24 protein-coding genes and 1 tRNA gene are annotated in these 25,930 nt (G+C 56.5%); 7 read left to right on the top strand and 18 right to left on the bottom strand.

Translation table 11 applies throughout. The annotated features are described in order from the left end of the window. Positions 1-2 precede the first annotated feature (2 nt). From BUC26_RS18215 to BUC26_RS18205, 3 genes are all read left to right on the top strand, one after another. Positions 3-1,187 (top strand): aldo/keto reductase, encoded by a 1,185-nt coding sequence (locus tag BUC26_RS18215; protein WP_073378354.1) that lies wholly within the window; start codon positions 3-5, stop codon positions 1,185-1,187. An 80-nt stretch (positions 1,188-1,267) separates the two neighbouring features. Beyond that, the gene (locus BUC26_RS18210) at positions 1,268-2,323 is read left to right on the top strand and encodes an alpha/beta hydrolase (RefSeq protein WP_208609828.1); all 1,056 of its coding nucleotides are present in this window, start codon (positions 1,268-1,270) and stop codon (positions 2,321-2,323) included. 48 nt (positions 2,324-2,371) lie between these two features. After that, positions 2,372-3,427, top strand: a complete 1,056-nt coding sequence (locus BUC26_RS18205; RefSeq protein WP_425267086.1) for an alpha/beta hydrolase — start codon at positions 2,372-2,374, stop codon at positions 3,425-3,427. Between the two features lie 450 nt (positions 3,428-3,877). Here the strand turns inward: BUC26_RS18205 and BUC26_RS18200 are convergent. The 4 genes from BUC26_RS18200 to BUC26_RS18185 all read right to left on the bottom strand — a co-directional run bounded on the left by BUC26_RS18200 (position 3,878) and on the right by BUC26_RS18185 (position 7,768). Then, positions 3,878-3,953, bottom strand: a tRNA-Arg gene (locus BUC26_RS18200). A 169-nt stretch (positions 3,954-4,122) separates the two neighbouring features. Continuing rightward, on the bottom strand, positions 4,123-5,388 hold the full coding sequence (locus tag BUC26_RS18195) for a glucose-1-phosphate adenylyltransferase family protein (protein WP_073378351.1): 1,266 nt from the start codon (positions 5,386-5,388) through the stop codon (positions 4,123-4,125). Beyond that, a complete protein-coding gene (locus BUC26_RS18190) occupies positions 5,385-6,638 on the bottom strand; it encodes a glucose-1-phosphate adenylyltransferase family protein (protein ID WP_073378349.1) in 1,254 nt (417 codons plus the stop codon). Before BUC26_RS18190 ends, BUC26_RS18195 begins: the two co-directional genes overlap by 4 nt. A 107-nt stretch (positions 6,639-6,745) precedes the next feature. Continuing rightward, on the bottom strand, positions 6,746-7,768 hold the full coding sequence (locus BUC26_RS18185) for a DHH family phosphoesterase (RefSeq protein ID WP_073378347.1): 1,023 nt from the start codon (positions 7,766-7,768) through the stop codon (positions 6,746-6,748). A 540-nt stretch (positions 7,769-8,308) separates the two neighbouring features. Here BUC26_RS18185 and BUC26_RS18180 point away from each other — a divergent pair. Genes BUC26_RS18180 through BUC26_RS18165 form a run of 4 tightly spaced genes read left to right on the top strand, consistent with a single transcriptional unit; the run spans position 8,309 to position 11,651 of the window. After that, positions 8,309-9,388 (top strand): LptF/LptG family permease, encoded by a 1,080-nt coding sequence (locus BUC26_RS18180; RefSeq protein WP_073378346.1) that lies wholly within the window; start codon positions 8,309-8,311, stop codon positions 9,386-9,388. A 10-nt stretch (positions 9,389-9,398) separates the two neighbouring features. After that, complete coding sequence (locus BUC26_RS18175) at positions 9,399-10,163, top strand: hypothetical protein (RefSeq protein WP_073378344.1); 765 nt, start codon at positions 9,399-9,401, stop codon at positions 10,161-10,163. Beyond that, complete coding sequence (locus BUC26_RS18170) at positions 10,150-10,815, top strand: ATPase (protein WP_073378342.1); 666 nt, start codon at positions 10,150-10,152, stop codon at positions 10,813-10,815. The genes BUC26_RS18175 and BUC26_RS18170 overlap by 14 nt, the downstream gene beginning before the upstream one ends. Further along, positions 10,812-11,651, top strand: coding sequence for a DUF362 domain-containing protein (locus BUC26_RS18165; RefSeq protein WP_143166068.1), 840 nt, complete (start codon positions 10,812-10,814; stop codon positions 11,649-11,651). The genes BUC26_RS18170 and BUC26_RS18165 overlap by 4 nt, the downstream gene beginning before the upstream one ends. A gap of 12 nt (positions 11,652-11,663) precedes the next feature. On the opposite strand, the gene bamJ is transcribed toward BUC26_RS18165, so the two are convergent. From bamJ to rpsB, 14 genes are all read right to left on the bottom strand, one after another. Then, positions 11,664-12,368 (bottom strand): BamJ family beta-barrel-assembly machinery protein, encoded by a 705-nt coding sequence (gene bamJ / locus BUC26_RS18160; protein WP_073378338.1) that lies wholly within the window; start codon positions 12,366-12,368, stop codon positions 11,664-11,666. A gap of 125 nt (positions 12,369-12,493) precedes the next feature. Further along, positions 12,494-12,943 (bottom strand): zinc-ribbon domain-containing protein, encoded by a 450-nt coding sequence (locus tag BUC26_RS18155; protein WP_073378336.1) that lies wholly within the window; start codon positions 12,941-12,943, stop codon positions 12,494-12,496. A 33-nt stretch (positions 12,944-12,976) separates the two neighbouring features. Then, positions 12,977-15,160 (bottom strand): RelA/SpoT family protein, encoded by a 2,184-nt coding sequence (locus tag BUC26_RS18150; RefSeq protein WP_073378334.1) that lies wholly within the window; start codon positions 15,158-15,160, stop codon positions 12,977-12,979. Between the two features lie 8 nt (positions 15,161-15,168). Continuing rightward, a complete protein-coding gene (locus BUC26_RS18145) occupies positions 15,169-16,893 on the bottom strand; it encodes a proline--tRNA ligase (RefSeq protein ID WP_073378331.1) in 1,725 nt (574 codons plus the stop codon). Between the two features lie 47 nt (positions 16,894-16,940). Then, positions 16,941-18,026, bottom strand: coding sequence for a flavodoxin-dependent (E)-4-hydroxy-3-methylbut-2-enyl-diphosphate synthase (gene ispG, locus BUC26_RS18140; RefSeq protein WP_073378377.1), 1,086 nt, complete (start codon positions 18,024-18,026; stop codon positions 16,941-16,943). A gap of 2 nt (positions 18,027-18,028) precedes the next feature. Then, positions 18,029-18,793, bottom strand: coding sequence for a tRNA (adenosine(37)-N6)-threonylcarbamoyltransferase complex dimerization subunit type 1 TsaB (gene tsaB / locus BUC26_RS18135; RefSeq protein WP_073378329.1), 765 nt, complete (start codon positions 18,791-18,793; stop codon positions 18,029-18,031). Then, complete coding sequence (gene rseP, locus BUC26_RS18130; protein WP_073378327.1) at positions 18,793-19,863, bottom strand: RIP metalloprotease RseP; 1,071 nt, start codon at positions 19,861-19,863, stop codon at positions 18,793-18,795. The genes tsaB and rseP overlap by 1 nt, the downstream gene beginning before the upstream one ends. A 22-nt stretch (positions 19,864-19,885) precedes the next feature. Further along, entirely contained in the window at positions 19,886-21,049 is a 1,164-nt protein-coding gene (locus BUC26_RS18125) for a 1-deoxy-D-xylulose-5-phosphate reductoisomerase (RefSeq protein WP_073378325.1), read from the bottom strand. Beyond that, positions 21,049-21,852, bottom strand: a complete 804-nt coding sequence (locus BUC26_RS18120) for a phosphatidate cytidylyltransferase (RefSeq protein WP_073378323.1) — start codon at positions 21,850-21,852, stop codon at positions 21,049-21,051. Before BUC26_RS18120 ends, BUC26_RS18125 begins: the two co-directional genes overlap by 1 nt. After that, positions 21,849-22,601 (bottom strand): isoprenyl transferase, encoded by a 753-nt coding sequence (locus tag BUC26_RS18115; protein ID WP_073378322.1) that lies wholly within the window; start codon positions 22,599-22,601, stop codon positions 21,849-21,851. The genes BUC26_RS18120 and BUC26_RS18115 overlap by 4 nt, the downstream gene beginning before the upstream one ends. 46 nt (positions 22,602-22,647) lie before the next feature. After that, complete coding sequence (gene frr / locus BUC26_RS18110) at positions 22,648-23,202, bottom strand: ribosome recycling factor (protein ID WP_073378320.1); 555 nt, start codon at positions 23,200-23,202, stop codon at positions 22,648-22,650. A gap of 193 nt (positions 23,203-23,395) precedes the next feature. Continuing rightward, positions 23,396-24,109 (bottom strand): UMP kinase, encoded by a 714-nt coding sequence (gene pyrH, locus BUC26_RS18105; protein ID WP_073378319.1) that lies wholly within the window; start codon positions 24,107-24,109, stop codon positions 23,396-23,398. A 113-nt stretch (positions 24,110-24,222) separates the two neighbouring features. Further along, positions 24,223-24,819, bottom strand: a complete 597-nt coding sequence (gene tsf / locus BUC26_RS18100; protein WP_073378318.1) for a translation elongation factor Ts — start codon at positions 24,817-24,819, stop codon at positions 24,223-24,225. A gap of 235 nt (positions 24,820-25,054) precedes the next feature. Then, entirely contained in the window at positions 25,055-25,840 is a 786-nt protein-coding gene (rpsB, locus tag BUC26_RS18095; protein WP_073378316.1) for a 30S ribosomal protein S2, read from the bottom strand. Positions 25,841-25,930: the final 90 nt, after the last annotated feature.

The raw sequence follows: 25,930 nt of genomic DNA, 5'->3' as shown, positions 1-25,930 counted from the left end.
ATATGAATAACAAACAAAAAGACCCCGCTAAAAAAAACAGCATTACAGCACTGGATAGACGCACATTTATCGCAGCAGGGGCAAGTGTGGCAGGTGTGGTAGCAGCCTCAATGTTGCCCGGTCTTGCTACCGCTTCGGCCAAAGGGGAAGAACAGAGCTCCACGGGCTGTGCAAAACCGGGGAAACGTATGCTTGGTTTACTTGAGGTGTCAAGCATTGGCCTCGGCGTCCAGAACATGCACCGCAAGTACACAACCACAGTACCGTACCGTCCGGAAATGATAAACATCATCCGCGAAGCATACAATCGTGGTGTCACCTTCTTCGACTGTGCAGAGGCATACGGGCCTTTCGAAAACGAGCGTATCCTCGGTGAGGCCATCGAACCGTTTCGCGATAAGGTGAGGATCACAACCAAGTTCGGCTGGAACATAAACCCGGAGACCGGCGAACGCGGCCCTGGACTCAATAGCCGACCCGAAAGTATCAAGCGTGCAGTTGAAGGGTCGCTCAAGCGGCTGCGGACCGACCACATTGACCTCCTCTATCAACACCGTGTCGACCCACAGGTGCCGATTGAAGATGTCGCCGGAGCAGTCAAGGAGCTTATGGATGAAGGTAAGGTTCTGCATTGGGGTCTTTCCGAGCCAGGAATACAGACGATCCGTCGCGCTCATGCAGTATTGCCGCTGACGGCGATTCAAAACGAGTACTCGATGGCGACCCGAGACCCGGAAAAGGAGGTGATACCGCTCTGCGAAGAGTTGGAAATCGGCTTTGTGCCCTGGTGGCCTCTGGACTGCCAATTACTCACCGGCTGGATCGATGCGAACACACGCTTCGCACCCGGCGATTTTCGGGCCATCACGCCGAGATTCTCGCCGGAAAATCTCGCTCACAATATGCAATTGGTTGATCTGATAAAGACCTGGGCAATCCGCAAGCAGGCATCTCCTGTTCAGATCTCCCTTGCCTGGCTGATCGCGCAGAAACCCTGGATAGTGCCAATCCCTGGAACGACGGTGATGACGCACATGATCGAAAATATCGGCGCGGCTGAGGTTCAATTCACACAGGGGGAGATCGCTGAACTGACTGCTGCGGTGAAGACCATCGAAGTGCGTGGCCAACGTCTGCCCGATAGGGTGCTAGCCTTTTCTGGTGTAGAAGCGCCCACGAAAGGGTGAAAGCTCCAAGGTCACACCCAATTTCCGAGCGGCTTAGTAGCTCAACAGTAACCTGATGGACTATGTCACCAAAGAGAGATATGGCAAATAATCAACCTATGAAAAAGGAAAGAATGTCTGGATGTTATGCAACAGTACTGCTCTTTATGGTTGCCTTTACGGTTGGTATTTTCTCCAGTTATGCAATTGGAAACCAAAATGTGCCGGATCACCATAACGGTGGAGCAACGGGCGTGAATACACCTTCGAATTATCTGCATGTCACTACCGGAGACTCTGTTCGATCTGTTGTGGAACATCCAGCGTTTAGAGGGTTTGGTGAATACCTTCTCCCTTGGGATAACAGGCCACAGCAGCTCGATGCAATCTTGGGTGATGTCGGGTCACTTCTTCCGTATCATAGCCATGTGAACCCCGATATAGTTGTCGGAGCACTCAATCACATGATCGACGAAGTAGCCTCTGGTCGTGAAATCTTTTACGACTTCTACAACGAGCGACAAAAGAGGCAAGATCCTGGCAAACATTCTGCCGGTCTCTTTTTTTTCAGGGGTGAGCCGGGGGCGCCTTTTGCGGTGATTTGTCCGGGAGGCGGTTTCTCCTATGTCGGATCATTGCACGAAGGGTTTCCGCATGCAGTTGAAATCAGCAAAAATGGACTGAACGCATTTGTCCTGAAATACAGGGCAGGAAGCGGTCTGAAAGCTTCTGAAGATCTGGCTGCAGCGATTTCCTTTATTGTCGATCAGGCAGACACACTAGGCGTGTCAAAAGAAGGGTACTCACTGTGGGGAAGCTCTGCTGGAGCACGGATGGTAGGTGATATCGCTTTAAACGGTACAGCTTATTATGGTGGCCGTGATTTGCCCAAACCAGGGGCCGTGATCATTGCCTACACTGGGCACTCAATTTATTCCCCAGGCTTTCCACCGACATTCATCACGGTAAGTGCGGATGATCCCATCGCCAGTGCATCAGTCGTAGACAGACGTGTTCATAACCTGAAAGATGCAGGAGTCACAGTTAAGTATCACAGGTTCAAGCATGCCGGGCATGGTTTTGGAACTGGTGTTGGTACTGATGCAGCCGGTTGGGTGAATGATGCGATCAGGTTTTGGATAAACAATTCCAATTAAAAAGAAGATCAATAAATTGCATTTATTTGGAGAAGTTAAAAGATGAAAATGAGTATTTTAGGTGCAGCACTAATGGTTGCTGTAACAATCAATTCAATAGGAACCGCTGCTCTGGCAGCAGATTATAAAAAGAACCCATATACATTGACGTACCTCGGTGCTATCACTGAAAATGTAGAGGGTAAAGTAAATATCCATCCTGTCTCTTATCAACTCCATGGCCTGGAAATTGCCGCTAATGTCTATACACCTGCCGGTTATAATCCTGACGATAGATACCCTGCGGTTGTCGTTGCCCACCCGAACGGTGGAGTGAAAGAGCAAGTCGCCGGATTATATGCTCAAAGGCTAGCGGAAAAAGGATATATTACCATCGCTGCTGACGCTGCCTATCAAGGAGCAAGTGGCGGTACGCCTCGTAATATTGACAAACCTGCTAATCGAATTGAAGATATTCATGGTATGGCAGATTATATCACCCAGTATCCTGGAGTTGATGCAAACAGATTAGGATTGCTCGGTATCTGCGGAGGTGGCGGGTATTCATTGAAAGCGGCTCAAACCGACAAACGTTTTATAACCATTGCAACGTTGAGCATGTTCGATTCCGGACTGGTACGTCGTAACGGGTATATGGATTCCCAGGTATCAACCATACAGGAAAGGTTGAAAGCCGCGTCCGATGCAAGGGCGCAGGAAGCAGCAGGTGGCGAAATCATTTATGCCGCAGATGCAAAACTTACCGATGAGCAAATAGCCAAATTGCCTTTTGAACTCTATCGAGAGGGATTTGTGTACTACGGCAAGACACACGCACACCCGAATTCGACATTCAGGTACACGATGAGCAGCCTGCTTGACCTGATGAGTTTTGATGCTGCAAGCAACATGGATCTGATCAGTCAGCCGTTGTTGATGATGGCGGGAAGCAACGCTGATTCATTATATATGACTGAAAAAGCGTACAAACTGGCTACCAATACCAAAGATAAAGAATTGTTTCTAATTGACGGTGCAACCCATATCCAAACCTATTGGAAACCGGAATATGTGAATGAGGCTATGAGTAAACTTGAGCAGTTCTTTGGTAAAAATCTTGATTGATAGAACAGATTGAGGATGTTTTGCTCTATCGAGTAGAATCAATGTGGGATTAAGGCTATCACTGGTAATATCAATGTATTACCAGTGATTATTAAGTTGAGGAGTTTCATGAGAGGATAGAAATTCAAACTTCTCTAGAATTGCCAGGATGGAGCAACTGCAGCGTAAACATTACCAAAGACACTGTAATTACTCTAACTTTTCATTGAAGTTAACATTGCCAAATCGAAGGTAATGAGTTTTGTCATCTTCCCAAACGAGAGACTATTCCTGTGCATTTTGGGAGCGTTGAATCGTGATGGCTGTCGGGTCAAATTGAAACTTGACGTTCTTTTTTGTCAGATCAAGTTCAGATTTATACACATTAAAATATCGAGACAGAATTACACAGGATCTACACAGAAACAAAAAATGCTCTTGAAAAACTCAAACATAATTACCCGAAATCATTGGTGCCCCCGGCAGGAATCGAACCTGCGACACCAGGATTAGGAATCCTGTGCTCTATCCACTGAGCTACGAGGGCGAGGTGGCGGGAAAAGCTGGTCTGCTGCGAGCGTGATTTGCTCGGAGCAACACTTTATATCATCAGGCGTTGATTGTGTCAACGCCTGTCTGGGCGACGGTTTGACGGCGATTGGGGGCGTCTCGATCGTTGATTGGTTGTCGTCGATGTCGTCGCGATACACTCCTGTTCAGATCGATTCGCCGTCCTGCAGCATCGGCACGGTAAACATCTTTTTGGTGGCATTGCAACTGACGATGCAGTTGCGGCCGATGCGCATGTTCTCCGGTATTCTGGCAAACTCGCCGATCAGGGTAATGCCGGTGTAGAGATGCTTCGGGTAGAGGCGGTTGGCGATATCGTGATGCTCGCCGACACCAACGGCGCACCCGGCACAGAACCTGGTTAGCTTGTCGGAGATGACGAGGTCGAGCTGGGCGTTATTTTTCACGACGCAATCCCGGAACAGGATCGAATCGCGCACCACGGCTCCTTCTTCGATGATCACTCCCGGCGACAGCACCGAGTTGATGACCGTGCCGTTGATGATGCAGCCGGCGGAAATGAGGGAGTTGCGAACGTCGGCGTGCTCCAGGAAGCGGGTGGCCGGCCGGTCGGCGCGCCGTCCCTCGGTCTCGACATTGGTGAAAATCTGCCATCTTTCCGGTGAAATACCGCTCTCCGGACGGAGCAGGTCCATATTTGCTTCCCAATAGGCCTGGATGGTACCGACATCCCGCCAATATCCATAGAAAGGATAGGCAAAGACATTGTCGTTTTCGATCGCCCAGGGCAGGATGTGCATGCCGAAATCGATCTCGTTTTTCTCCCGCGCCAGCGTTTTGAGCAGATACTTCCGGTCGAACACGTAAATACCCATCGAGGCCAGGTTGGTGCGCGGTACCTGCGGTTTTTCCTCCCAATCGACAATACGGTTATCTTCGTTGACGATACCTGCCCCGAACTGATGGATCTGGCTTTCCGGAACCACCATCATACCCACGGTTATGTCTGCCTTTTTGAACCGGTGGTACTCGATCATCGCGGCGAAATCCATGTTGTAGATATGATCGCCCGACAACACGAGGACCTCATCGGTCGGATTGGACTCGATGAAATCGACATTTCTCCGGACCGCATCGGCAGTCCCCTGGTACCAGTCGGAATCTTTCATACCGGTGCGCGGCGGCAGGATCTTGACGCCACGGCTGCGACCCGAGAAATCCCACGGTTCACCGGTACCGATATGCCCCATCAGTGACAGCGGTTTGTATTGGGTGAGCACGCCGACTCGCGTCAGACCGGAGTTCATCACGTTGCTCAGACTGAAATCGATGATGCGGTAGATGCCGCCGAAGGTCACCGCCGGTTTGGCCCTGGTCTCCACCAGCTGGTTCAGCCGGCTGCCGACGCCGCCGGCGAGAAGCAGAACGAGTGCATCAGCCGGCCTTCTCATGACAGTACCTCCCCAGGCTTGACCACCGCCGGCCACTTGCCCGCATCCAGATAGGGTGAGATGGTGACACCGGAACCGATATTCGTGCCCGCCGGAACCTTGTTGTTCCAGCCGACCACGGTCAGCTCTTCGGTGCCGTCGCCTGCCTCCGTGCCGATACGCACGCCAGCGCCATAAGCCGTGTTGACATCGGCGATGGTCTTGCGCAGGTGGCAGTCGGCGCCGATATGGTTGTCAAAGAAAACGACCGAATCTTCAACGACAGCGCCCGGGCCGACCCGAACACCGGGGAAGAGAATGGAATTTTTGACCGTCCCTTCGACCAAACAGCCGTTATAGACCAGGCTGTTGGACACCTTGGCTGCACTGCCAAGCAGTGCCGGCTGATGTCCACGCAGGTTGCGGTGATCGAGGTTGGTGCGAATGCCCCAGCGTTCCATGTTAATGAGCGGCTCCGAGCCGAGCAGATCCATGTTGGCCTGCCAGTATTCGGCGATCGTCCGGGTGTACCCCCAATAGCCGTGGAATTTGTAGCCGTAGATGCGTTTGCCCTGACTCATCAGCCGAGGAATGATGTCCCGGCCGAATTCAAAGGAGTTGTCCGCCTGATTCTCCTCCAAGACCCGGTAGAGCGCCTCGGGCCGAAAGCAAAGAACGGTCAGCGACGACCACTCGCCCTCAGGATTCTCAGATTTTTCCTGGTAGTTGACGACCTTGCCGCCGCGTCGGCCGTCTTCATCATCAATGGCTGCCATACCGAACCGCGAAGCCCGTTTGCGCGCCACGCGCTTGCAGACCACAGTCAGGTCGGCCTGTTTTTCATGATGGTACTGGATGACCTCCTGATAATCCATCTGGTAGATATGGTCACCGGACAGGATCAGGATCTCTTCCGGGTCATGGTAGCGGATGAAATCGAGGTTCTTGTAGACCGCGTCGGCCGAGCCGCGATACCAGTCGTTCTGCTGGGAATCGATAAAGGGCGGCAGGATGGAGACGCCGCGGAAGCGACCGATCATGTCCCAGGCGGCACCGGTACCGATATGGTTGATCAGGGAATAGCTGCGGTACTGGCTGAGGATGGCAACGTTATCGATGCCGGAGTTCATCAGGTTGGACAACGCGAAATCGATAACCCGGGCGAAGCCGCCGAATGGCACGGCGGCCTTGGGACGATAGTAGGTGAGTACGTTCAGCTCGTCGGCCCGTCCCCCGGCCAGAATCATCGCCAAAGTCGTTGGTTTGAGCATCGGAGCACCCCGCTCTGATCGTGTTCAGACCGGAGACCCGGTCGTTCGTGCTACGCGAGATCCTGTATGTCAGCCTGAAAACCGTCAGGCGCCGGTCCATGCGAATGCTATTTCAAATGGCGCATGGTCAAACGCTTCAAGGTCTGGGTGTTAATGTCATACTCCGTCATTTCCAGTGCCTTGAGAGGCACCTCCGCCCGAGCCGCACCCTTGTGCCCACCGGCTGAACCGATCTGGCCGAACACCTGGGCGGCCAGTTTGCCGGCACTTTTCCGGTAGCCGTCACAGCGGAAAATGACCACCAGCTTGTCGTTGTGAATGCCGGAGACCAGAACCCAATCGATATCAGAGACATGGTTGAGGAAATCGGCGATGATGACCAGCACGTCGGGACTGCGTACCTTGCCGATATGAGCGTAGAGCTTGCCTTTCGAGTATTGCAGTTCGTTGAGGGCAATACTGAAATATTTCAGTTCGCTGCGTCGCAAATCGGTCAATTCGAATTTCCTTACCAGGTTGCGGTTTGCCAGATCGAATAAATAGCGAAACGAGATCCCGTCAGCCAACCTCGCCTCTTTCTCGAAATCCTGGGTATCGACCTTGATGCCGTAAAAAAGAGCGGTGGCCAGTGCCGTCGATGGTTTCATGTTGGCGGCACGCAGATATTCCACCAGCATCGACGAGGCGGCTCCATAATCGGGCCTGATGTCGACGTACGGGACATCCCAGTCTTTGGTAACCGGGTGGTGATCGATGATCACGTCGAATTTGATTTTTTCAAATACCGGCAAGTGGTTCGGCTGGGAATCAACCAGGATCTTTTTCGTATAATCGGATACTTTGACATTGCCGAGCCGCTCCAGCGAAATGCGCAGCCGCTCAACCATCTCGACATTGTTGAGCCTGCTGATCTCGTTGGGATGAGCGACCGTTATGCTTTTGACGCGGTAACGAAGCAATCGCTTGATGGCCAGCGCGCAGGCCAGGGCATCGGGGTCGGCATTGATACAGATGAGGACGGTGTCGTCCTTGGCAAAGACACTCCAGAATTCTTGGAGCCGGATTTTCGCTGTTTTTTTGTAGGACTGCTCACAGACTTGCAGACCGTTCGGTTTGCGCTTTTTCGGCATGAATGGTAACTGTTGACCATACCTGTCAAGCCGCTGCAACGCGAGACTCCTGCTCTTCCCCGTCGCCGGCTTCACCTGCAATCGACCCGAAATGTTTGAGCAATTCCCGGGTCAAGTGAAAAGGTATCAGTCAGCCACCTCCTGTTGGTTTTCGCCTCGCCAGGTTCCGTGCCGACAACGAGACAGAAAAGCTGCCCAACACAGTGAAAAAACGAGAAGTGTCGGACAGCCGCTGCACATCAGCATGTATGATAGTGCAAATATCGACTCGAATCAAGGGCAAAGCGATTAACTAATTGTTATTATAGAGATATCAAAGTTTACTAAAATGCTCTTGCAGTGTCCATTCATTGCGCGCCGGGCACTGTCTCTTTTGTGCCGGTTTCCCACGCAAGACGGCGCTTTATCTTGACGGAACCGGCGGCAAAATGGTAGGTAGTTGAGCTGATTAACGCACGACCGAGCTAACCAACGTCCAGTCCGCAGCACGAACACTCCGGCAGCTATTTACACCATGACAAAACGATCCACAGCGGCGTCATGTTCCTGCTGACCCGCTATCTCCTGGCGCAGTTCTCCCGGCATTTTCTGACGCTGACCGTCGGGTTCGCCGCACTCTACCTGCTCATTGACTTTTTCGAGAAATTCGATCATTTTGCCGACGCCGGCAAACCGATGTCACTGGTCGCTCAGTTCTTCCTGCTGAACATCCCGTACATCATCGACCAACTCAGCCCGATTCTGATCCTGCTCTCCGGCGTCGTCACCCTCGGGTTGCTCAACCACAACAACGAACTGCTCGCCCTGAAGGCCACCGGCATCCCGCTGCGGCGGATTATCCGGCCGATCCTGATCGGCTCGCTGATCCTTACCGGGCTGTTCATCACCGCCGCCCAGACCATCCTGCCCAAGACCATCGCCACGACAAACGATATCTGGTACGAACAGATTCGCGGTAAAGTGCCGCTCGGCATTTTCCGCAACGGTCGTTATTACTATAAAGGGACGGAAGGCTTCTACTCTTTTCAGTGGCCGAACAAGGAAAAATTGGTATTCAAGGACTTCTCGTATTCGACCTGGGACGAAAACTACAACGTCAAAACGATGGTCGTCGCCGCATTTGCCGACTGGGAAGAGCCCGAATGGAAACTGATTCGCGGCCAGATCACCCGACAGGACCACGGCGATTTCCACGTCGAGCACTTCAGGACTTTGATCCAGACCCTTCCGGAATCGCCGGAAGATTTTCTCGTTCCGGAATACGAGTCGGCGGAAATGTCTCTGACCGAGTTGTTTTTCGAGATCGGCAAACAGGAAACACGGACCGAACGGCTCGAGGCACGGGTCGATTTCTACGGCCGTCTCTCCTACCTGCTCCTCGGCCTGCCGCTCTTGCTCCTCGGTTTGCCGATCCTTATCTTGTCTTATCAGAAATGGGGAAAAGACCTGTCCATCGCCATTCCCATCAGCTGCTTCATGGCATTTGCCGCGTGGGGGAGCTGGGGCGCGCTGCAGACCTTTGCCAAGGCCGGCTACATGCCGCCACTGGCGGCGGCGGTGATCGTCCACGTCCTTTTTTCCGCGATCGGCATATATCTCCTGAAAGAACTCGACAGCTGACAACAACCTCATGGATAACGGAGCCAGCCGGAAACGGACCGGCATCGTCGGTATCCCGCCGCTCGACGTCATCAAAAAACTGAGGCGGAATAACGCGCTGATCTTCGATCTGGACGAACCGATCGTACAGAGCAGTATCGAGGCCGCCTCACCGTTTCTGCCCTCGGTCTATTGCGCCATCCTGCGTACCGTGATGATCAATGCGGTGTCGCTCGATCTCGACGAGATCTATATCGATGTCGGGCCGGGAAAGTGCGACAGCGCCATGCATACCGCCACCATTCTCGAGGACTCGCTGCCGCGAACCCGGATTGTCAGGACCAAAAACCAGGACCGGATCGACTTTGGCACGCCCATCTGCCGCACCCGCATGGGTCTGTTGGAAAAACTGGCGGCAATCACCGCTTCGGTGACCGTTCCCGAACCCCACCAGGAACTGGCGCCCTGCCCACCGACAGCCGGCTTCTGGGGCGTGCCGCCGCGCGATTTCTCCCTGCTCTCACTCTTCCCGGAAACAACGCACGTCTACGGCTGGAGCCGCTGCATGGAGAATAAGACACCCGACAATATCGAACTTGAAGAACATTTCAACCCGGCGATCCCTACCGTCTTTTTCGCCCAGTCGTTCTGTGCCAAGACCGCCCTGGCACGGCACCTGGCCGGCCGCCACCCGCACGCTCTCTACGTCGACTGCGATGTCAGCGCCGGCAGCAGCGTCAAGGCGAAGATCCAGGCGTTTCTCGAACTGTCGGAGGTCTTCAATGCTGCTGGCTGATTTCGGCACCTCCTATTGCAAACTTCTCGACTCACGCGATGCGACCCCGCGGGTGGTGCCGACCAAGGACATCGATCGCAGCCTGCGGGTAGATCTGGCCACCGGTCATAACGGCAAGCGATTTGCCGCTCACTACGTTAATGAATTGACGGCGCTGGCCCGGGGCGGCCGACACCTGATCGCCGATGACAGTTTTACGCTGCTGGACTGCGGCAGCCGCGATATCAAGTTCGTCCGTTATGATAAGGGAGTGGTCAAAGACATGGGGTGGAACGCCGAATGCGGCGCCTCGATGGGCTTTACCATCGAACTGCTGGAACGCTACTACGATCTTGACTTTGCCGCTCTGCGCGTGCCGCCGACCTCATTTTCGGTCACCTGCGGCGTACTCGGTATGAGCCATATCTTCGATGCGGTGATCGCCGGCATGAGCGAAGCCGAGGCCGTCGCCCGCTTCGTCAAGGGGATCGCGCTGAACGCCTACCAGTTCGCCGGACGGCCGCGCCACCTCTATCTCTCCGGCGGTCTGTGCAACAACCCGTTGTTCACCTCATCGTTCCCCTGCCGCCTGGAACCGCTCGGACGCTGGGTCCTGCTGGAGGGTCTGAAACAGTCGCTGCCGCACCCGACAGCTGCCGCGGAAGGCAGATGATGGACACGAGGACAGGGATCGTCTGGAGCGGGCCGTCCGGTCGCTGGCACGACGTGCTGCCGCCGTTGCTCGACGATGCCGGGCTGATCGACGCTCTGGCCGGATATCGACAGGTCCTGATCAAGCCGAATCTGGTGGAGGCGCTGGAGCCGCCGATTACCACACCGGCCGAACTCGTCTGCGCCCTGATCGATTACCTGCAGGACAGACGGGATGATTTCGACATCATCGTCGGAGAAGGGACCGGCTCACTCGATTACGAGACCGGCCACTGTTTCGATCGTCTTGGCTATACCCCGCTGGGCGGTCGTCGGCAGGTCGAGTTGCTGGATCTGAACAACGCACCCTGCCGCCGGCTGACCAACCAGGACTGCACCCGCTGGCCGGAGATCCACCTGCCCCGAATCCTGTTCGAGACATTCCTCATCTCGGTACCGGTGCTCAAGGCACATTCCATGTCAGGGGTCACGCTGACCATGAAAAACATGATGGGCTGCGCCCCGCCGGCCCACTACCAGGCCGGTGGCTGGGGCAAGTCTGCATTCCACCGACAGCTGGACCAGGCTGTTTTCGACCTGAACCGCTACCGCACCCCGGATTTCACGGTCCTCGACGCGTCGGTCGGCATGGCCCGGGCCCACCTCTGGGGACCAACCTGCTCCCCGCCGGTCGGCAAGCTGGCGGTCGGCCACGATCCGGTCGCTATCGATGCTTACGGGACCTCATTACTGCAGCGATCGTGGCGCGATATCGATCACATCCGCCGAGCCCACCAGGTGCTCGGCAGTGCCGAACACCTGGATATCCGCAGCCCGGCATTGCCGGTGCTGCGATAAGCACGGACCGGATTACTCTTCGATGCCGAGCAGATCGATCTCGAAGACCAGTACCGAGTTCGGCTCGATGACCGGTGAGGCCCCCTTCTCGCCGTAGGCGAGTTCGGGCGGAATCACCACCCGGTATTTGGAGCCGACACTCATCAACTGCAATGCCTCACTCCAGCCCGGAATCACCTGGTTGACGGTAAACACCGCCGGTTCGCCGCGCTTGATGGAACTGTCGAATTCATCACCGCTGATCAGCGTCCCGACATAATCGACCTTCACTTTGTCGGTGGCCGCCGGTTTCTTGCCGTCACCCTCTTTCAGTACCTCATATTGCAGACCACTCTCGGTGACCGTTACGCCGTCGCTTTTCTTGTTCGCTTCAAGAAACGCCTGACCGGCAGCAGTATTTTTCTGCTGCATCTCGGCCAGCATCGCTTCCTGCTCCGCCTTCATCGCCGCGGCAAACTCCTGCTGAGCCGCCTCGATCTCTTCAGTGGAGAGTTTCGGCTCGGCCCCGGTGAAGCCGTCATCCATGCCCTGTTTGATTATCGCCAGGTCAATTTTGTCACCCAACCCGTTCAGATAATTTCCCAGGTCAAGACCCATGCTGTAGCTGATTTTGTCTTTTTGCGTCTCCAGGCTTGCATCGGCCGCGACAGCGGCGCCGGTGATGGTGACCGGTACGAGAAAGAGCCCAAGCGCCAGGCCCGCCATAATATTCTTCATGATATCTCCTTGGCATGGCAATGCAATGATTGCCGTTGATTCAGCTCCCGCCTGATGCGGGAACCATGAAACATCCGGTTCTACCGTGTATTTGCTAAAACGGCCGACGCTTCAGCGCGCCGCCGCTACAGCACGGCAACGGTGACTCCCGGATTGTTGAAAACCGTCGCGCAGTCTTCCGCCAGACGCGGAAAGCGGCGCAACAGCATTTTGCCGGCTCCGGTTCGCCGGTGCAACTCCTCCCCAGCGATAACGGCCCGCAGGCGTCGATGGTGAACCATCTCATCGAGCACCTTCCGGCATTCATCACGAATCCGGCCGCCCTTTCCGGACGAGCCGTAACCGTGAATAAAAATGAGGACCCTGATCCCCAGCGCTTCGGCCAAGGCCAACTCGCCGTTCATCCGCTGCAATGCGACATCAACCACCGGCAACCCCTGCTTGAGGTTGACGGTGCGGGACAACGGTGCCAACTTCTTGCCGTTCCCGGTTTCCCGACAGACCGTCGCCCCACAGAACGGACAGGTCGCAGCATCGATTGCTACCTCATTCCCGCAGACGGGGCATACCTCCATGTTCTGCTCCTCTGGTGCGGTCCTGCCGCTCGATCACACCCGCCGCGCCGAGATAACCGATTCCATCTGACGCAAGTGCTTGAGCAACACTTGCAGGTGCTCCAGATCCCTGATTTCCAGCGCGATGGAAAATTCAACGGTGTCGGCCGGCGTCTTGTGCGCGGAAATTTCGACGATGGTCGCCATATCCGCCGCAACAGCCGAACTGATATCGACGAAAATCCCTTTGCTGTTGTCCGTGATCACCTGAATTTCAGCCCGGTATTGTTGACTTTCCGGGTTGTTCCAGTACACCTCGATCCAGCGCTGCGGATCTGAACTGAGCAGGTTCGGGCAGTCCGCCTTGTGTACCGAGACCCCGCGGCCGGTGGTAATGAAGCCGACGATCGGATCACCGGGAACCGGATGGCAGCAGAGACTGACCTTGGCCAGCATATCGTCGATACCGTCGATGCTGATCGCCGATCCGCTACGACTACCGTTGCCCCGCTGTTGGCTGACCATCGAAGCCGCCAGTTCCTCCGGGCTCAGCTGCTGAGCCGTGGCCTCATTATCCTGGCGCATCTCTGGCGGGTCAAGGGCCTTGAGCAGGTTCTGGATGGTGATCGCGCCGCTGCCGACCTTGATGAGCATGTCATCGAGACTGTTGCAGCGCAGGGTCTTGAGAAGCAGCTTGATGTGACCGCTTTTGACCATCCGCTTCAAGGTCATGTCGTGCTTTTTCAGCTCCCGCTCGCAAATCTCACGGCCGAGCAGCAGGGCCTTCTCGTTCTCCTCGCGCCGCAGCCAGGATCTGATCCGAGCCCGAGCCCGGCTGGTCTTGACCATGTCAAGCCAGCCCCGGCGCGGTCGCTGGTTCGGCGAGGTGATGATCTCGACAATGTCGCCGTTCTGCAGTTCGTACTTGAGCGGCACGAGGCGGCCGTTGACCTTGGCTCCGGCACAATGGTTGCCAACCTCGGTATGAATCGCGTAAGCAAAGTCGATCGGGCAACTCTGGGCCGGAAATTCGCGGACTTCGCCGTTTGGCGTCAGCGCGAATACCTCAGGGTCGTGCAACTCGCCGCGCAGACTCTCCAGGAACTCGCGTGAATCCTCGACATCCTGCAAAGAGGTTACAAGCTTTTTCAACTCCCTGAACAGCCGGGCATCGCGATCGTCGACCTTTTGTCCTTCCTTATAGGCCCAATGGGCGGCAATCCCCTCCTGGGCGACCCGGTCCATCTCTTCGGTGCGGATCTGGATCTCGATAAAGTGTTCGTGCGGTCCGACGACGGTGGTGTGCATCGATTGGTAATTGTTGGCCTTGGGTACCGAGATGAAATCCTTGATCCGGCCGGGCACCGGCGCCCAGTTGGCATGAATGATACCGAGGGCCTCGTAGCACCCCTTGACGTTGGCGACAATGATGCGGAAGGCAACCTTGTCGTAGACCCGTTCCAGTGGAATATTCTGGACGACCAGCTTCTTGTAGATCGAATAGAGGTGTTTCGGCCGGCCGAGGATCCGGGTCGGGCTGACATTGCCCTCACGCAGCTTGGCGTAGAGAATGGAAATCGTCTCGTCAACGTAACGCTGCCGCTCCTCCAGCGAACTCTCCAGCCGCTCGTTGAGATCGTCGAATTCGGCGGGATAGAGATATTTGAACGAGAAATCCTCGAGCTGTCGCTTCAGCCAGTCGATCCCCAGTCTGCCGGCCAGCGGGGCGAACAGGTCCATGGTCTCACGCGCCACCTCCAGCTGCCGGGGTCGATCGACCAGATCGAGCAGCAGCATATCCTGCAGACGGTCTATCAGGCGCACCAACAAGACCCTGATGTCCTTGGCCATGGCCAGCAACATGCGGCGGACGTTTTCCGCCTGGCTGGTCAACTTGTTGTTGTACTGGACGCTGGTGATCTTCGTGGTACCGCTGACGATGTAGGCGACATCGCTGCCGAACTGTTTTTCCAGGTCGGCAAAGCTGACGCCGTTTTTCAGCGCGCCGTGCAACAGGCCGGCCAGAATGGTGTCGAGGTCGAGGTGCATCGAGGCCAGCGTCGAGGCCACCTCGAGGACATGGATCAGGTACGGTTCACCGGAAAAATGCTTGCCCCCCTGGTGGACCTGGACGGCAAGTTCCCAAGCCTTATCGATCGGCGAGAGGTCGACGTCGTGCAGATAATTGGCGGCCAGCAGTTTCAGCCCGCCCGGATGGATAACCGAACCGTACGACATAACTCAAATCAGTCCTTGCTGACGTCCTCGTCGAGGCGAGCCCGCAGCATATCGACGACAGCCACCGCCTCGACTTCCTCGGTAAAACCGTCACGACGGCGGCGAACTTCGATGAGCCCACTTTCCGCAAATCGCTTGCCGACTGTGATACGGTAGGGAAAGCCTAGCAGGTCGGCATCTTTGAACTTGCTGCCGGGCCGTTCGTCACGATCATCGAGGAAAGCGTCGATGCCGGCCGCACCAAGTTCGGCGTAGAGGCGCTCCGCCATCGCGGTAATCGCCTCGTCTTTGATGCCCAGATTCAAAATGACCACCTGGAAGGGCGCCAGCGGTACCGGAAAGATGATGCCCGCATCGTCATGGTTCTGCTCAATGGCCGCTGCCACCACGCGGCTCACGCCAATGCCGTAACAGCCCATGACCAGCGGCAGATCGTTACCCTCTTGGTCCTGAAACCGGGCGTTCATCGCCTCCGAGTAGGCGGTGCCGAGTTTGAAGATGTGGCCCACCTCAATGCCCTCCACCAGACGCAGGGTGCCACCGCAGGCGGGACACGGGTCACTCTCGCAGATCTGGCGCAGGTCGAGCACCTCGTCGGTTTGAAAGTCGCGCCCGGGCACGACATTGCGCAAATGGGCGTTCTTTTCGTTGGCTCCAACGACAACCGGGCCCAGCCCCATGACTTCCTGATCGGCCAGCAGCCTGATCTTCAAGCCGACCGGCCCGAGATAACCGACCGGCGCACCGGTGGCATCGTATACTTCCTGGTCCTCGGCCAGCCGGATGTCCTTGGCGCCGAGATGATTTTTCAACTTGACCTCCTCCAGCGTCCGATCGCCCCGGAGCAGGACCGCAACCGGAACCCCATCGGCAATGTAGACCATGGTCTTGAGCAACTGCTGCGGGGCGATGCCGAGAAACTCACAGACCGTCTTGACGGTGCGCTGGCCCGGCGTCTCAGCTCGTTCCATGGCCGGAACCCGATCACCCGCCACCTCGGTCTGCGTCCCTGTAGGCCGAATCGCCGCTTTTTCCAGGTTCGCCGCCCAACTGCAGTCGTTGCAGACGGCAATGGTATCTTCCCCGGTCGCAGCCAACACCATGAACTCGTGGGAGAAACTGCCGCCGATTGCACCGGAGTCGGCTTCGACACAGCGAAACTCGAGGCCGCAGCGGGTAAAAATGCGGTTATAGGCATCGTACATCTTGCGGTACGATTCCTCGGCCGCCTTGTCGCTGACATCGAAGGAATAGGCATCCTTCATGATGAACTCACGGCCGCGCATCAGGCCGAAACGCGGCCTGATCTCGTCGCGGAACTTGGTCTGGATCTGGTAGAGATTGACCGGCAAGTCCCGATAGGAGTGGAACTCACGGCGGGCGATATCGGTGATCACCTCTTCGTGGGTCGGTCCGAGGCACGACTCCCGATCATGGCGATCGCGAAAACGCAGCAGTTCCGGACCGTATTTCTCGTGACGTCCCGACTCCTGCCAGAGATCGGCGGGCTGGACCATCGGCATCAACAGCTCCTGTGCGCCGGCCCGGTTCATCTCCTCCCGGACGATGGTCTCGACCCGGCGGATAGCCGCCAAGCCGTAAGGCATGTAGGTGTAGATACCGGCCGTCAATTTCCGGATACATCCGGCGCGAAGCAGCAGCCGGTGACTGATCACCTCCGCTTCGGCGGGCACCTCTTTCAAGGTTGGTATGAGCATCTGTGAGTAGCGCATCGTCTCCTCTGTCCCGGTGTACGGCGCATCACTGCGCCTGTTTCGGCTCACGCCTGAGCCAGCCGTTCCTGTTCCAGCTTCTGTAATTCCTCGAGAAAGACCTTGAGCAGCTCCGCTTCGGGTACTTTCTTATAGATCTCGCCCTTTTTGAAAATAATGCCGACCCCGTTGCCGCCGGCCACCCCGATATCGGCTTCGCGTGCCTCTCCCGGACCGTTGACGACGCAGCCCATCACCGCAATCTTGACCGGTGCCTGCATGGTCTGGGCATATCGTTCCACCGCCTCGGCCAGGCTGAAAAGGTCGATCCGAGTCCGCCCACAGGTCGGACAGGAAATCAGTTCCGGACCCCGTTGCCTGATCTGCAATGAACGCAGCAGTGCGTAGCCGACCTGCACCTCCTCGACCGGGTCCCGCGTCAAGGATATCCGGAAGGTATCGCCGATCCCTTCGGAAAGCAGGATGCCGAGGGCGACGCTGGACTTGACCGTACCGGCAATCAAACCGCCCGCCTCGGTGACCCCGAGATGGAGCGGGTAATCGGTCCGCTCGGAAAGCAGTCGGTAAGCGCTGATCGTGGTCAGCACATCGGCGGACTTGATAGAGATTTTGATTTCGCCAAAGCCCTGCACCTCGAGCAGTTTGACGTTGCGCAGCGCACTCTCGATCAGTGCGGTCGGCCGATCAGGGGTGGGGTAACCATACTGGCGCAACAGATCCTTCTCGATGGAGCCGCTGTTGACGCCGACCCGGATCGGGACCCGATGGTGCTTCGCCGCATCGACGGTGCGGGCCAGTTTCTCCGGGCCGCCGAGGTTGCCGGGGTTGATCCGGATGGCTTGGGCCCCGTGCTCCATGGCCGCCACCGCGAGTCGCCAGTCAAAGTGGATATCGGCGATCAGCGGAATGGTGCTGGCTTCACGAATGGCGCGTATCGCCCGGGCCGCGGCCATGTCCGGCACCGCCACCCGGATGATCTCGCAGCCGGCCTGTTCGAGCCGCTTGATCTGTGCGACCGTTGCGTCGATGTCGGCGGTATCGGTATTGGTCATCGACTGTACGCTGATCGGGGCACTGCCGCCGACCGGCACCGTACCGACCATGATTTGTCTGGTTGAGCGTCGTTTGATCATCGTCATTTTGTTTTTCGCGCTGCCGTCGTCGCCGGAAGGACCGCCCCGGCCGGCTGGACCAGGCTCAGTTCGGCATCGGAGGACCTGACATAGAGCGGTGTCGCCAGATCGAGATCGAGGACATCCCCGGCGACCAGCGGGGCCGCGGCGAGCATCCCGATCATTGCCGCACTCGGATAGCGATAGCGGGCCCCCGCCTCACGCATCCGTCCACCGAGCAGTTTCCGCCAGATCGGAGCATAGGCGGCGACACCATCACCGGCCATGACTACGGAACCCGAAATGGCCCGGGCCACCGTCTCCGGCGGACCGACCGCATAGTCGCCGCAGCGGGTCACCCGTCCATCCTGGCCACGCCGATAGAAACCGCTGTAGACTTCTTGTTTGCGGGCATCGAGCACGACGCAGATCAACTCATCGGACTCGACTCCACAACCGATCGCATCGAGTGACGGGATTCCGACCAGTGGTTTGCCGGCACCGTGACAGAGGCCTTTAGCTGTCGCCATGCCGATCCGCAGCCCGGTAAAACTCCCCGGTCCGAGGCCGAAAGCAACCGCCGCAACAGCGTCAATGTTCACCCCCGCCTCGCGCAGCAGCAGGTCGATCGAGTCGAGCAGCCGCCGGGAATGGGTGATCTCCACCGCCAGACTCAACGAGACGAGCACCTCTCCATCGATAGGGCCGCCCCTCGTCAGCGCGACCGAGCAGGAGCGCGTCGCGGTGTCGAAAGCCAGGATCAGCGGTACATCGCTTGCTGCTATCATCAACTGAACAACCTTATGATGTCGTTATAAAAAACGAAAATCATCAAGGTCCCGAGCAGGGCGATACCCACCTGCTGGGCAACGATCTGCAACCGCTCGCTGATCGGCTTGCGTCTGATACCCTCAATGGTCAAGAAGACCAGGTGACCGCCATCCAGCACCGGGATCGGCAGTAGATTGAGGATGCCGAGGTTGACACTGAGCAAGCCCATGAAATGAGCGAGATTGAGCAGCCCGGCCCGCGCCTGTTCACCTGCCAGCTGGGCGATCAGGATCGGCCCACCCAACTCCGAGGCGGGAATCACTTTCTGGATGATCTTGACCACCCCCATAAACGTCAGGTAGATAAACATCCAGGTCTGCCAGACGGCGGCCTGCAGTGCTTCAAACAGACCGGCCGGCCGATACTCGATCTCATCGAGTTTGACGATGCCGATCATATAGCGCCGCTCCTGTTCCTCGCCAAAGATATTCTTGACGCTGTCCAGTTGCGGTGTCACCGTCACCGCTACCTCCCGTCCGTCGCGCTCGACGAGAAATTCGAGCGAACGACCGTCGCTGTTTTTTACAGCATTCAGGACATCCAGCCAAACGTTAACCGGACGCCCGTCGATGGCCAGAATCCTGTCACTCACTGCAACCCCCGCCTGTTCGGCCGGGGAGGACGCGTTCACTTCACCAACCACCGTGCTTTCCCGGCTCTCGGGCATGCCCATGGAGAGGAAAATGGCGAAGAAGAGGACGACGGAGAACAACAGGTTGAACAGCGGTCCGGCGAGCACGATGCAAAAGCGCTGCCAGACCGGTTTACCGGCAAACGAGCGGTCCTCGTCCTGGCCCGCCTGCCGGTCATCGGGAGACTCGCCGAGCATCTTGACGTAACCGCCGAGCGGAACCGCCGAAATCAGGTACTCGGTCTCACCCAGCACCCTGCCGACGACTTTCGGCCCGAAGCCGAGGGAAAAACGCAGAACTTTTACCCGGAATAATTTGGCGAACAGGAAGTGCCCTAACTCATGAACAAAAATCAGGATGCCAAGGACAATGATAAAAGAGATGAGTGTATTCATAATCTGACAACATCTTTAAAAATCAGGCCGGCGAGCCGGCAATGAGTGCTTCGGCACACTGCCGGGCCGCCCGGTCGGCGGCAAGCAGATCGGAAAGATCGGTATCGCTACCGCCGGTTTCCTGGGCAAGGGTCTGCTCCACAATAGCAGAAATACGCAGAAAAGAAATCCTTCGCGCAAGAAAGGCAGCTACCGCCACTTCATTGGCGCCATTGAGAACCGCAGGTGCAGTTCCACCCCGCCCCAGAGCCTCGTACGCCAGCCGCAGTGCCGGAAATCGCTGAAAGTCCGGTTCGCGAAAGACCAGGTTATCGCACTGCCAGAGATTGAGCTGTTTGAGCTGCAGGGCCATCCGCTCAGGATATGACAGTGCGTAGGCGATCGGGATCTTCATGTCCGGGATGCCAAGCTGCGCCAACACGGAACCGTCACGAAACTCGACGAGTGAATGGACGATCGACTGCGGATGAACGACAACGTTAATCGCCTCCGGGTCCATGTCAAACAGCCAGCGGGCCTCGATCACCTCGAGTCCTTTATTCATCAGCGTCGCCGAATCGATGCTGATCTTTTTGCCCATACTCCAATTCGGGTGATTCAACGCTTCATCACAGGAGACATGCTGCAACTGCTCCACGCTCCTCTCGAGGAACGGGCCACCCGATGCGGTCAGGATTATCCGCGCCACGTCTTCTCGGCGGCCGGCTTCCAGCGCCTGAAAAATGGCGCTGTGTTCGGAGTCGATCGGCAACAGCTGCACCCTGTTTTGCCGCACCTTGTTCATCACCAGTCGACCGGCCAGTACCAGGGTCTCTTTGTTGGCCAGACCGATATCCTTGCCCGCTTCAATGGCGGCGATGGTCGGCAGCAGCCCGGCCGCACCGACAACCGCGGAGATGGTCATATCGGCGCTCTCGCAGGCAGCCACCTGCGTCGCGCCTTCCACTCCGTACACTATTCGTCCGCACCAGTCTTCAGGCAAGAGGGCGGCGAGTTTTTCCGCATGATACTCATCGATAACCGACACCAGGTCGGGCTGAAAGGCAACGACCTGCTCGGCAAGCAGGGAGACATTGGTCCCGGCGGCCAGCCCGACGATGCGAAACCGCTCGGGAAACTGACGAACGATGGACAGCACGTTCACCCCGATGGACCCGGTGGAGCCGAGCACCGCTAAATGTTTCATCAATAACCTGAGAAAATGAGCAGGTAATAGAGCACCGGGGCGGACAGGAACAGGGAATCGATGCGATCGAGTACCCCGCCGTGCCCGGCGAGCAGGTGGCCGGAGTCCTTACTGCCGGTGCCTCGTTTGATCGCCGACTCGAGCAGATCGCCGGCCATCCCGACCAGCGACAGGCCGACGGCCAGCACCAGGATAAGCGGCCAACCCCAGGAGACCGGGAAGAAGAGAGACAACAACAAGGCGCCGACGACAGCACCGGCGATTCCGCCCAACGCCCCTTCGACGGTCTTTTTCGGGCTGATCTGCGGGCAGAGTTTACGCTTCCCCCAACGGCTGCCGACCAGGTAGGCGGCAGTGTCCGAACCGGCGGTAACCGCAGTCAGGATGGCAAGCCACTGCACACCGTCCGGCAGGGCGTGCAGCAATACCAGATGAGATGCGAGAAAGCCGATGAAAACCACCCCGAGCACACAGCGGTAGAGAATCTGCAATGGGTTGGAAAACCTTCCGAAATGATAGAAGATAAAGCCGATCAGCCCGCAGAATCCGAGAAACAGGCCGAAGGATTGTTCAAAAGCGGGGTGCCGGGCAAAAGCGGCCGCCAGAATCGGCAAACTCATCAAAACGATGAGCACGATACGATCACTCTCAAAGAGATCGGTTGGCATCGTCATCCGGCAATATTCCCGCGCCCCGATCAGACCGATCACCACCACCGCCGCCCAGAACAGCAGGAACGAACCGGTCATCAGTAACAGCAGCCAACCGGCGGCCAACAAGAGTCCTGGAATGATCCGTTTCACGAGTCCTGCCTCCGGAGCTGCTCCGTGGTCCGGCCGAACCGCCGCTCTCGCTGCTGATAATCGCGGATTGCCTCGATAAAGGCCGCACGACGAAAGTCGGGCCACATGGTTTCGGTAAAATAAATCTCGCTATAGGATGCCTGCCACAACAGAAAATTGGAGAGCCGGCATTCGCCGCCGGTACGAATCAACAGGTCCGGGTCCGGCAGTCCGGCGGTATAGAGGTTATCGGCAATTACCTGGTGATCGACCTGATCGGGATCAAGCGTACCGGCACGGCACTGCCCGGCGATCAACCGCACGGCCCGGCAGATTTCATCACGCGCGCCATAGCTGAGTGCCAGGTTGAGGGTAAGCTTGGTGTTGGCTGCGGTGCGCTGAATGGAGGTGTGCAGTACATCACGAACAGAGTCGGGCAGACGGGATATCTCGCCGAGACAACGCAGTCGGATCTGGTTTTTTTCCATCCGGTCTAACTCGGAGACCAAGTAAGACTTCAATATGTTCATCAGGCCGGAAACCTCCTGATGCGGCCGCTTCCAGTTCTCGGCCGAAAAAGCATACAGCGTCAGACAGGAGATGCCGATTTCACCGCAGGTCTCAACGATATCGCGAACCGAATCGGCACCTATCTTGTGCCCGTAAATCCGGGGTTTTTTCCGTTTTCTCGCCCAGCGGCCGTTGCCGTCCATGACGATCGCCACGTGAGCGGGCAACCTCTGCGGATCGAGTTCTTCGGGAACAGTCATAAAAAGACCCGTGGTTCAACATTTCAAGAAACGAAGAGGTGTAATCTCAGACGTCGAGCATCTCTTTTTCTTTCGCCGCGGTAATCTCGTCGATCTGGGCGATATAGGTATCGGTTTCGCTCTGAGCTTCGTCCTGAAGTTTGAACAGGTCGTCTTCGGAGATATCCTTATCTTTTTTTTGTTTTTTCAAGGTATCTATCGCCTCCCGGCGGACGTTTCTGATCGCCACCCGGAATTCCTCGGCAATCTTCTTGACATGCCGAACCAGTTCCTTGCGCCGTTCTTCGGTAAGTTGCGGGATATTGAGGCGGATGATCTTGCCGTCGCTGACCGGCGTCAGGCCTACATCTGATTTCAGAATCGCCTTCTCGATTGCCGGCAGAACCTGTGGGTCCCATGGCTGGATGGCAATCGTACGACTTTCCGGAATGGTCAGAGAACCGACCTGATTGAGCGGCATGATGCTGCCGTAGGCGTTGACCTTGATATCGTCGAGCAACGCCAGCGAGGCGCGGCCGGTACGGACCTTCCCCAGTTCGATTTTGAACGTCTCGACGGTTTTCTCCATTTTTTCGGCCATTTCTAGTATCACTTCGCTCATGCTTGTCACCTATTCCTGTTGGGAACCTTGAAAAATTGCCATTTCTCCCAATCTCGTCGTTGCGCAATCAAGTTTTATCATCGGAATATTATGTACATGCCTGCGATAAAAAATTTTCTTGCGCGCCTCGATCTTGAGCGAAATTCCAAATTCCTCAAACTCCCCTTTTGTTTGGCAATGCTCCAGTGACCGGTCAGCTATGGATCACGGTGCCGACTTCCTCACCGAGCACGGCCTTTCTGATATTTCCGGCAACCGTCATATTCATGACCAGGATCGGCTTCTCATCTTCCTTGGCCAAGGCGATACCGGCGGCATCCATGACCCTGAGCCCCTTGCTCAGCACATCTTCGTAGGTGAGGCGCTGGTATTTAATGGCATCGGCATTGTTGACCGGGTCCTTATCGTAGACGCCATCGACCTTGGTGGCTTTGATAATCACATCGGCGTCAATTTCAAGGGCGCGCAGTACGCCGGCGGAATCGGTGGTAAAATAGGGGTTGCCGGTCCCGGCGGCAAAAATGACCGTGCGCCCTTTTTCCAGGTGTCTGACCGCCCGTCTGCGGATATACGGTTCGCAGATCGATTGCATCGGAATAGCCGACTGGACACGGGTATCGACCTCGATACGTTCCAGCGCATCCTGCATAGCCAAGCTGTTCATCACCGTAGCGAGCATCCCCATGTTGTCGGCGGTGGCCCGATCCATGCCCTTGCTGGCTCCGGCAACACCCCGGAAAATATTGCCGGCGCCGATCACCAGGCCGACCTGCACTCCGAGACGAACGACTTCTTTGATTTCGCCGGCAACGAAATCGAGAACGGTGGTATTGATCCCGTAGGCGTCGTTTCCCATCAGAGCTTCCCCGCTCACCTTCAATAAGACACGCTGATAGACAAGCTCCATGATGCAGTTACTCCCCTGGTTGACGGGACGGTTACCGGATCAGCGACGAGACGGCGCGAGCCGGCCGATGACGATGGGCAATCGTTTTTAAGAAACGATCCGCAAAACCACGGTTACTCGACACCGATCTGGAAACGGGAGAAGCGCTTGATAGAGATATTCTCTCCCATTTTACCGACACAGTCGGTCAGGAGATCTTGAATGCTCAGATCCGGATTCTTCACATACTTCTGTTCCAGCAAGCAAATCTCGGCGAGAAATTTGTCGACCTTGCCGGCCACGATTTTTTCGACAATGTTCTCGGGCTTACCGGATTCAAGGGCCTGCTGGACGTAAATCGCCTTTTCCCTGGCCAAAACATCTTCCGGAACACTCTCGCGGTCGATGGAGACCGGATTGGTAGCCGCAATATGCATGGCCAGATCGCGAGCCAGTTCCTTGAACTGGTCGGTTTTGGCGACGAAATCGGTTTCGCAGTTGAGTTCGATCATCACGCCAAGTTTTCCGCCGGCATGAATGTATGTTTCGATTACCCCTTCCGATGTAGCTCGGCCGGCGCGCTTGGCGGCCACTGCCAATCCTTTCTGGCGCAACAGATCGACGGCTTTTTCCATGTCACCGTCGGTTTCATTGAGCGCTTTCTTGCAGTCCATCATGCCGGCGCTCGTTTTGTCCCGCAATTCTTTCACCATCTGGCTGGTAACTTTCATATTATTCCTCCGTTGAGAATTCGCTGGTCATTGGGATTTTCGGCCCGGACGTCGGCAACCACTGTTGCCGACGCTTCCCGGACAGCCGGCTCGGGGCGGTCATCTGTTCGCCAAATTCCGTCCCCGCTAAACCGTTTGCCGCTTTGTCTATAGTGAAAAGGGGCTGTCAGATGACCGCCCCTTTGTCAAAACTCATGCTCGCGCCGCCGTTGAACGACGCATTGAGGTGCGTAAATTATTCGGCGTTTTGCTCCACCGTATCTTCGCTTTTCTCAAGCTCGCCGGACGCATCGGCCATTGCCGCTTCCATGGCCGCATCACTGGCTTGGTCGCCGTCACGCATGGCCTGACCTTGCAGCACTGCCTCGGCAATATAGTTATTGACTAGTTTGATCGCCTTGATCGCATCATCATTACCGGGAATTAAGTAATCGATACCGTCGGGATCGCAGTTGGTATCGGTAATGGCGATGATCGGAATGTGCAGTTTTCGCGCCTCGTTGACGGCGATGGTCTCGGCCTTCGGGTCAACGACGAACAGGGCACTGGGCAGTCCGCGCATGTCTTTGATACCGCCGACGTTACGCTCCAGTTTGACCCGTTCTTTTTCCATCTTCAGAATCTCTTTTTTCGGGAATTTGTTGATCGAGCCGTCGGCCTGCATCGATTCGATACTTTTGAGGCGCTCGATGCTCGTCTTGATCGTCTGGAAATTGGTAAGCATGCCGCCGAGCCAGCGATGGTCGACGTAGTACATGCCGCACCGACGCGCTTCCTCCCGAATGATGGCCTGGGCCTGGCGCTTGGTACCAACAAAGAGCAGGGTGCCACCCTTGGCCACCTCGTTCTGGACAAAATCGCAGGCTCGTTCGAACAACCGCCTGGTCAGGTCGAGATTGATGATATAGATGCCATTTCGCGGACCGTAGATGTACGGTTTCATCTTCGGGTTCCAGCGCCTGGTCTGATGGCCAAAATGCAGGCCGGCCTGCAACATCTCTTTTACGCTTGCTCGTGCCATGAATGGTCTCCTTTCTGGTTGTTTCCTCCATCTCCATTGATCAGCAGATCGACACAGTCGCACGCTGACACCAGAACTGTCGGAGATGTG

Origin of the sequence: Desulfofustis glycolicus DSM 9705 (assembly GCF_900130015.1) — a bacterium.
In the GTDB taxonomy this organism is placed as follows: Bacteria; Desulfobacterota; Desulfobulbia; order Desulfobulbales; family Desulfocapsaceae; genus Desulfofustis; species Desulfofustis glycolicus.
The sequence above is the reverse complement of the archived record's forward strand: the minus strand, read 5'-3'. Positions and strand labels throughout refer to the sequence as shown.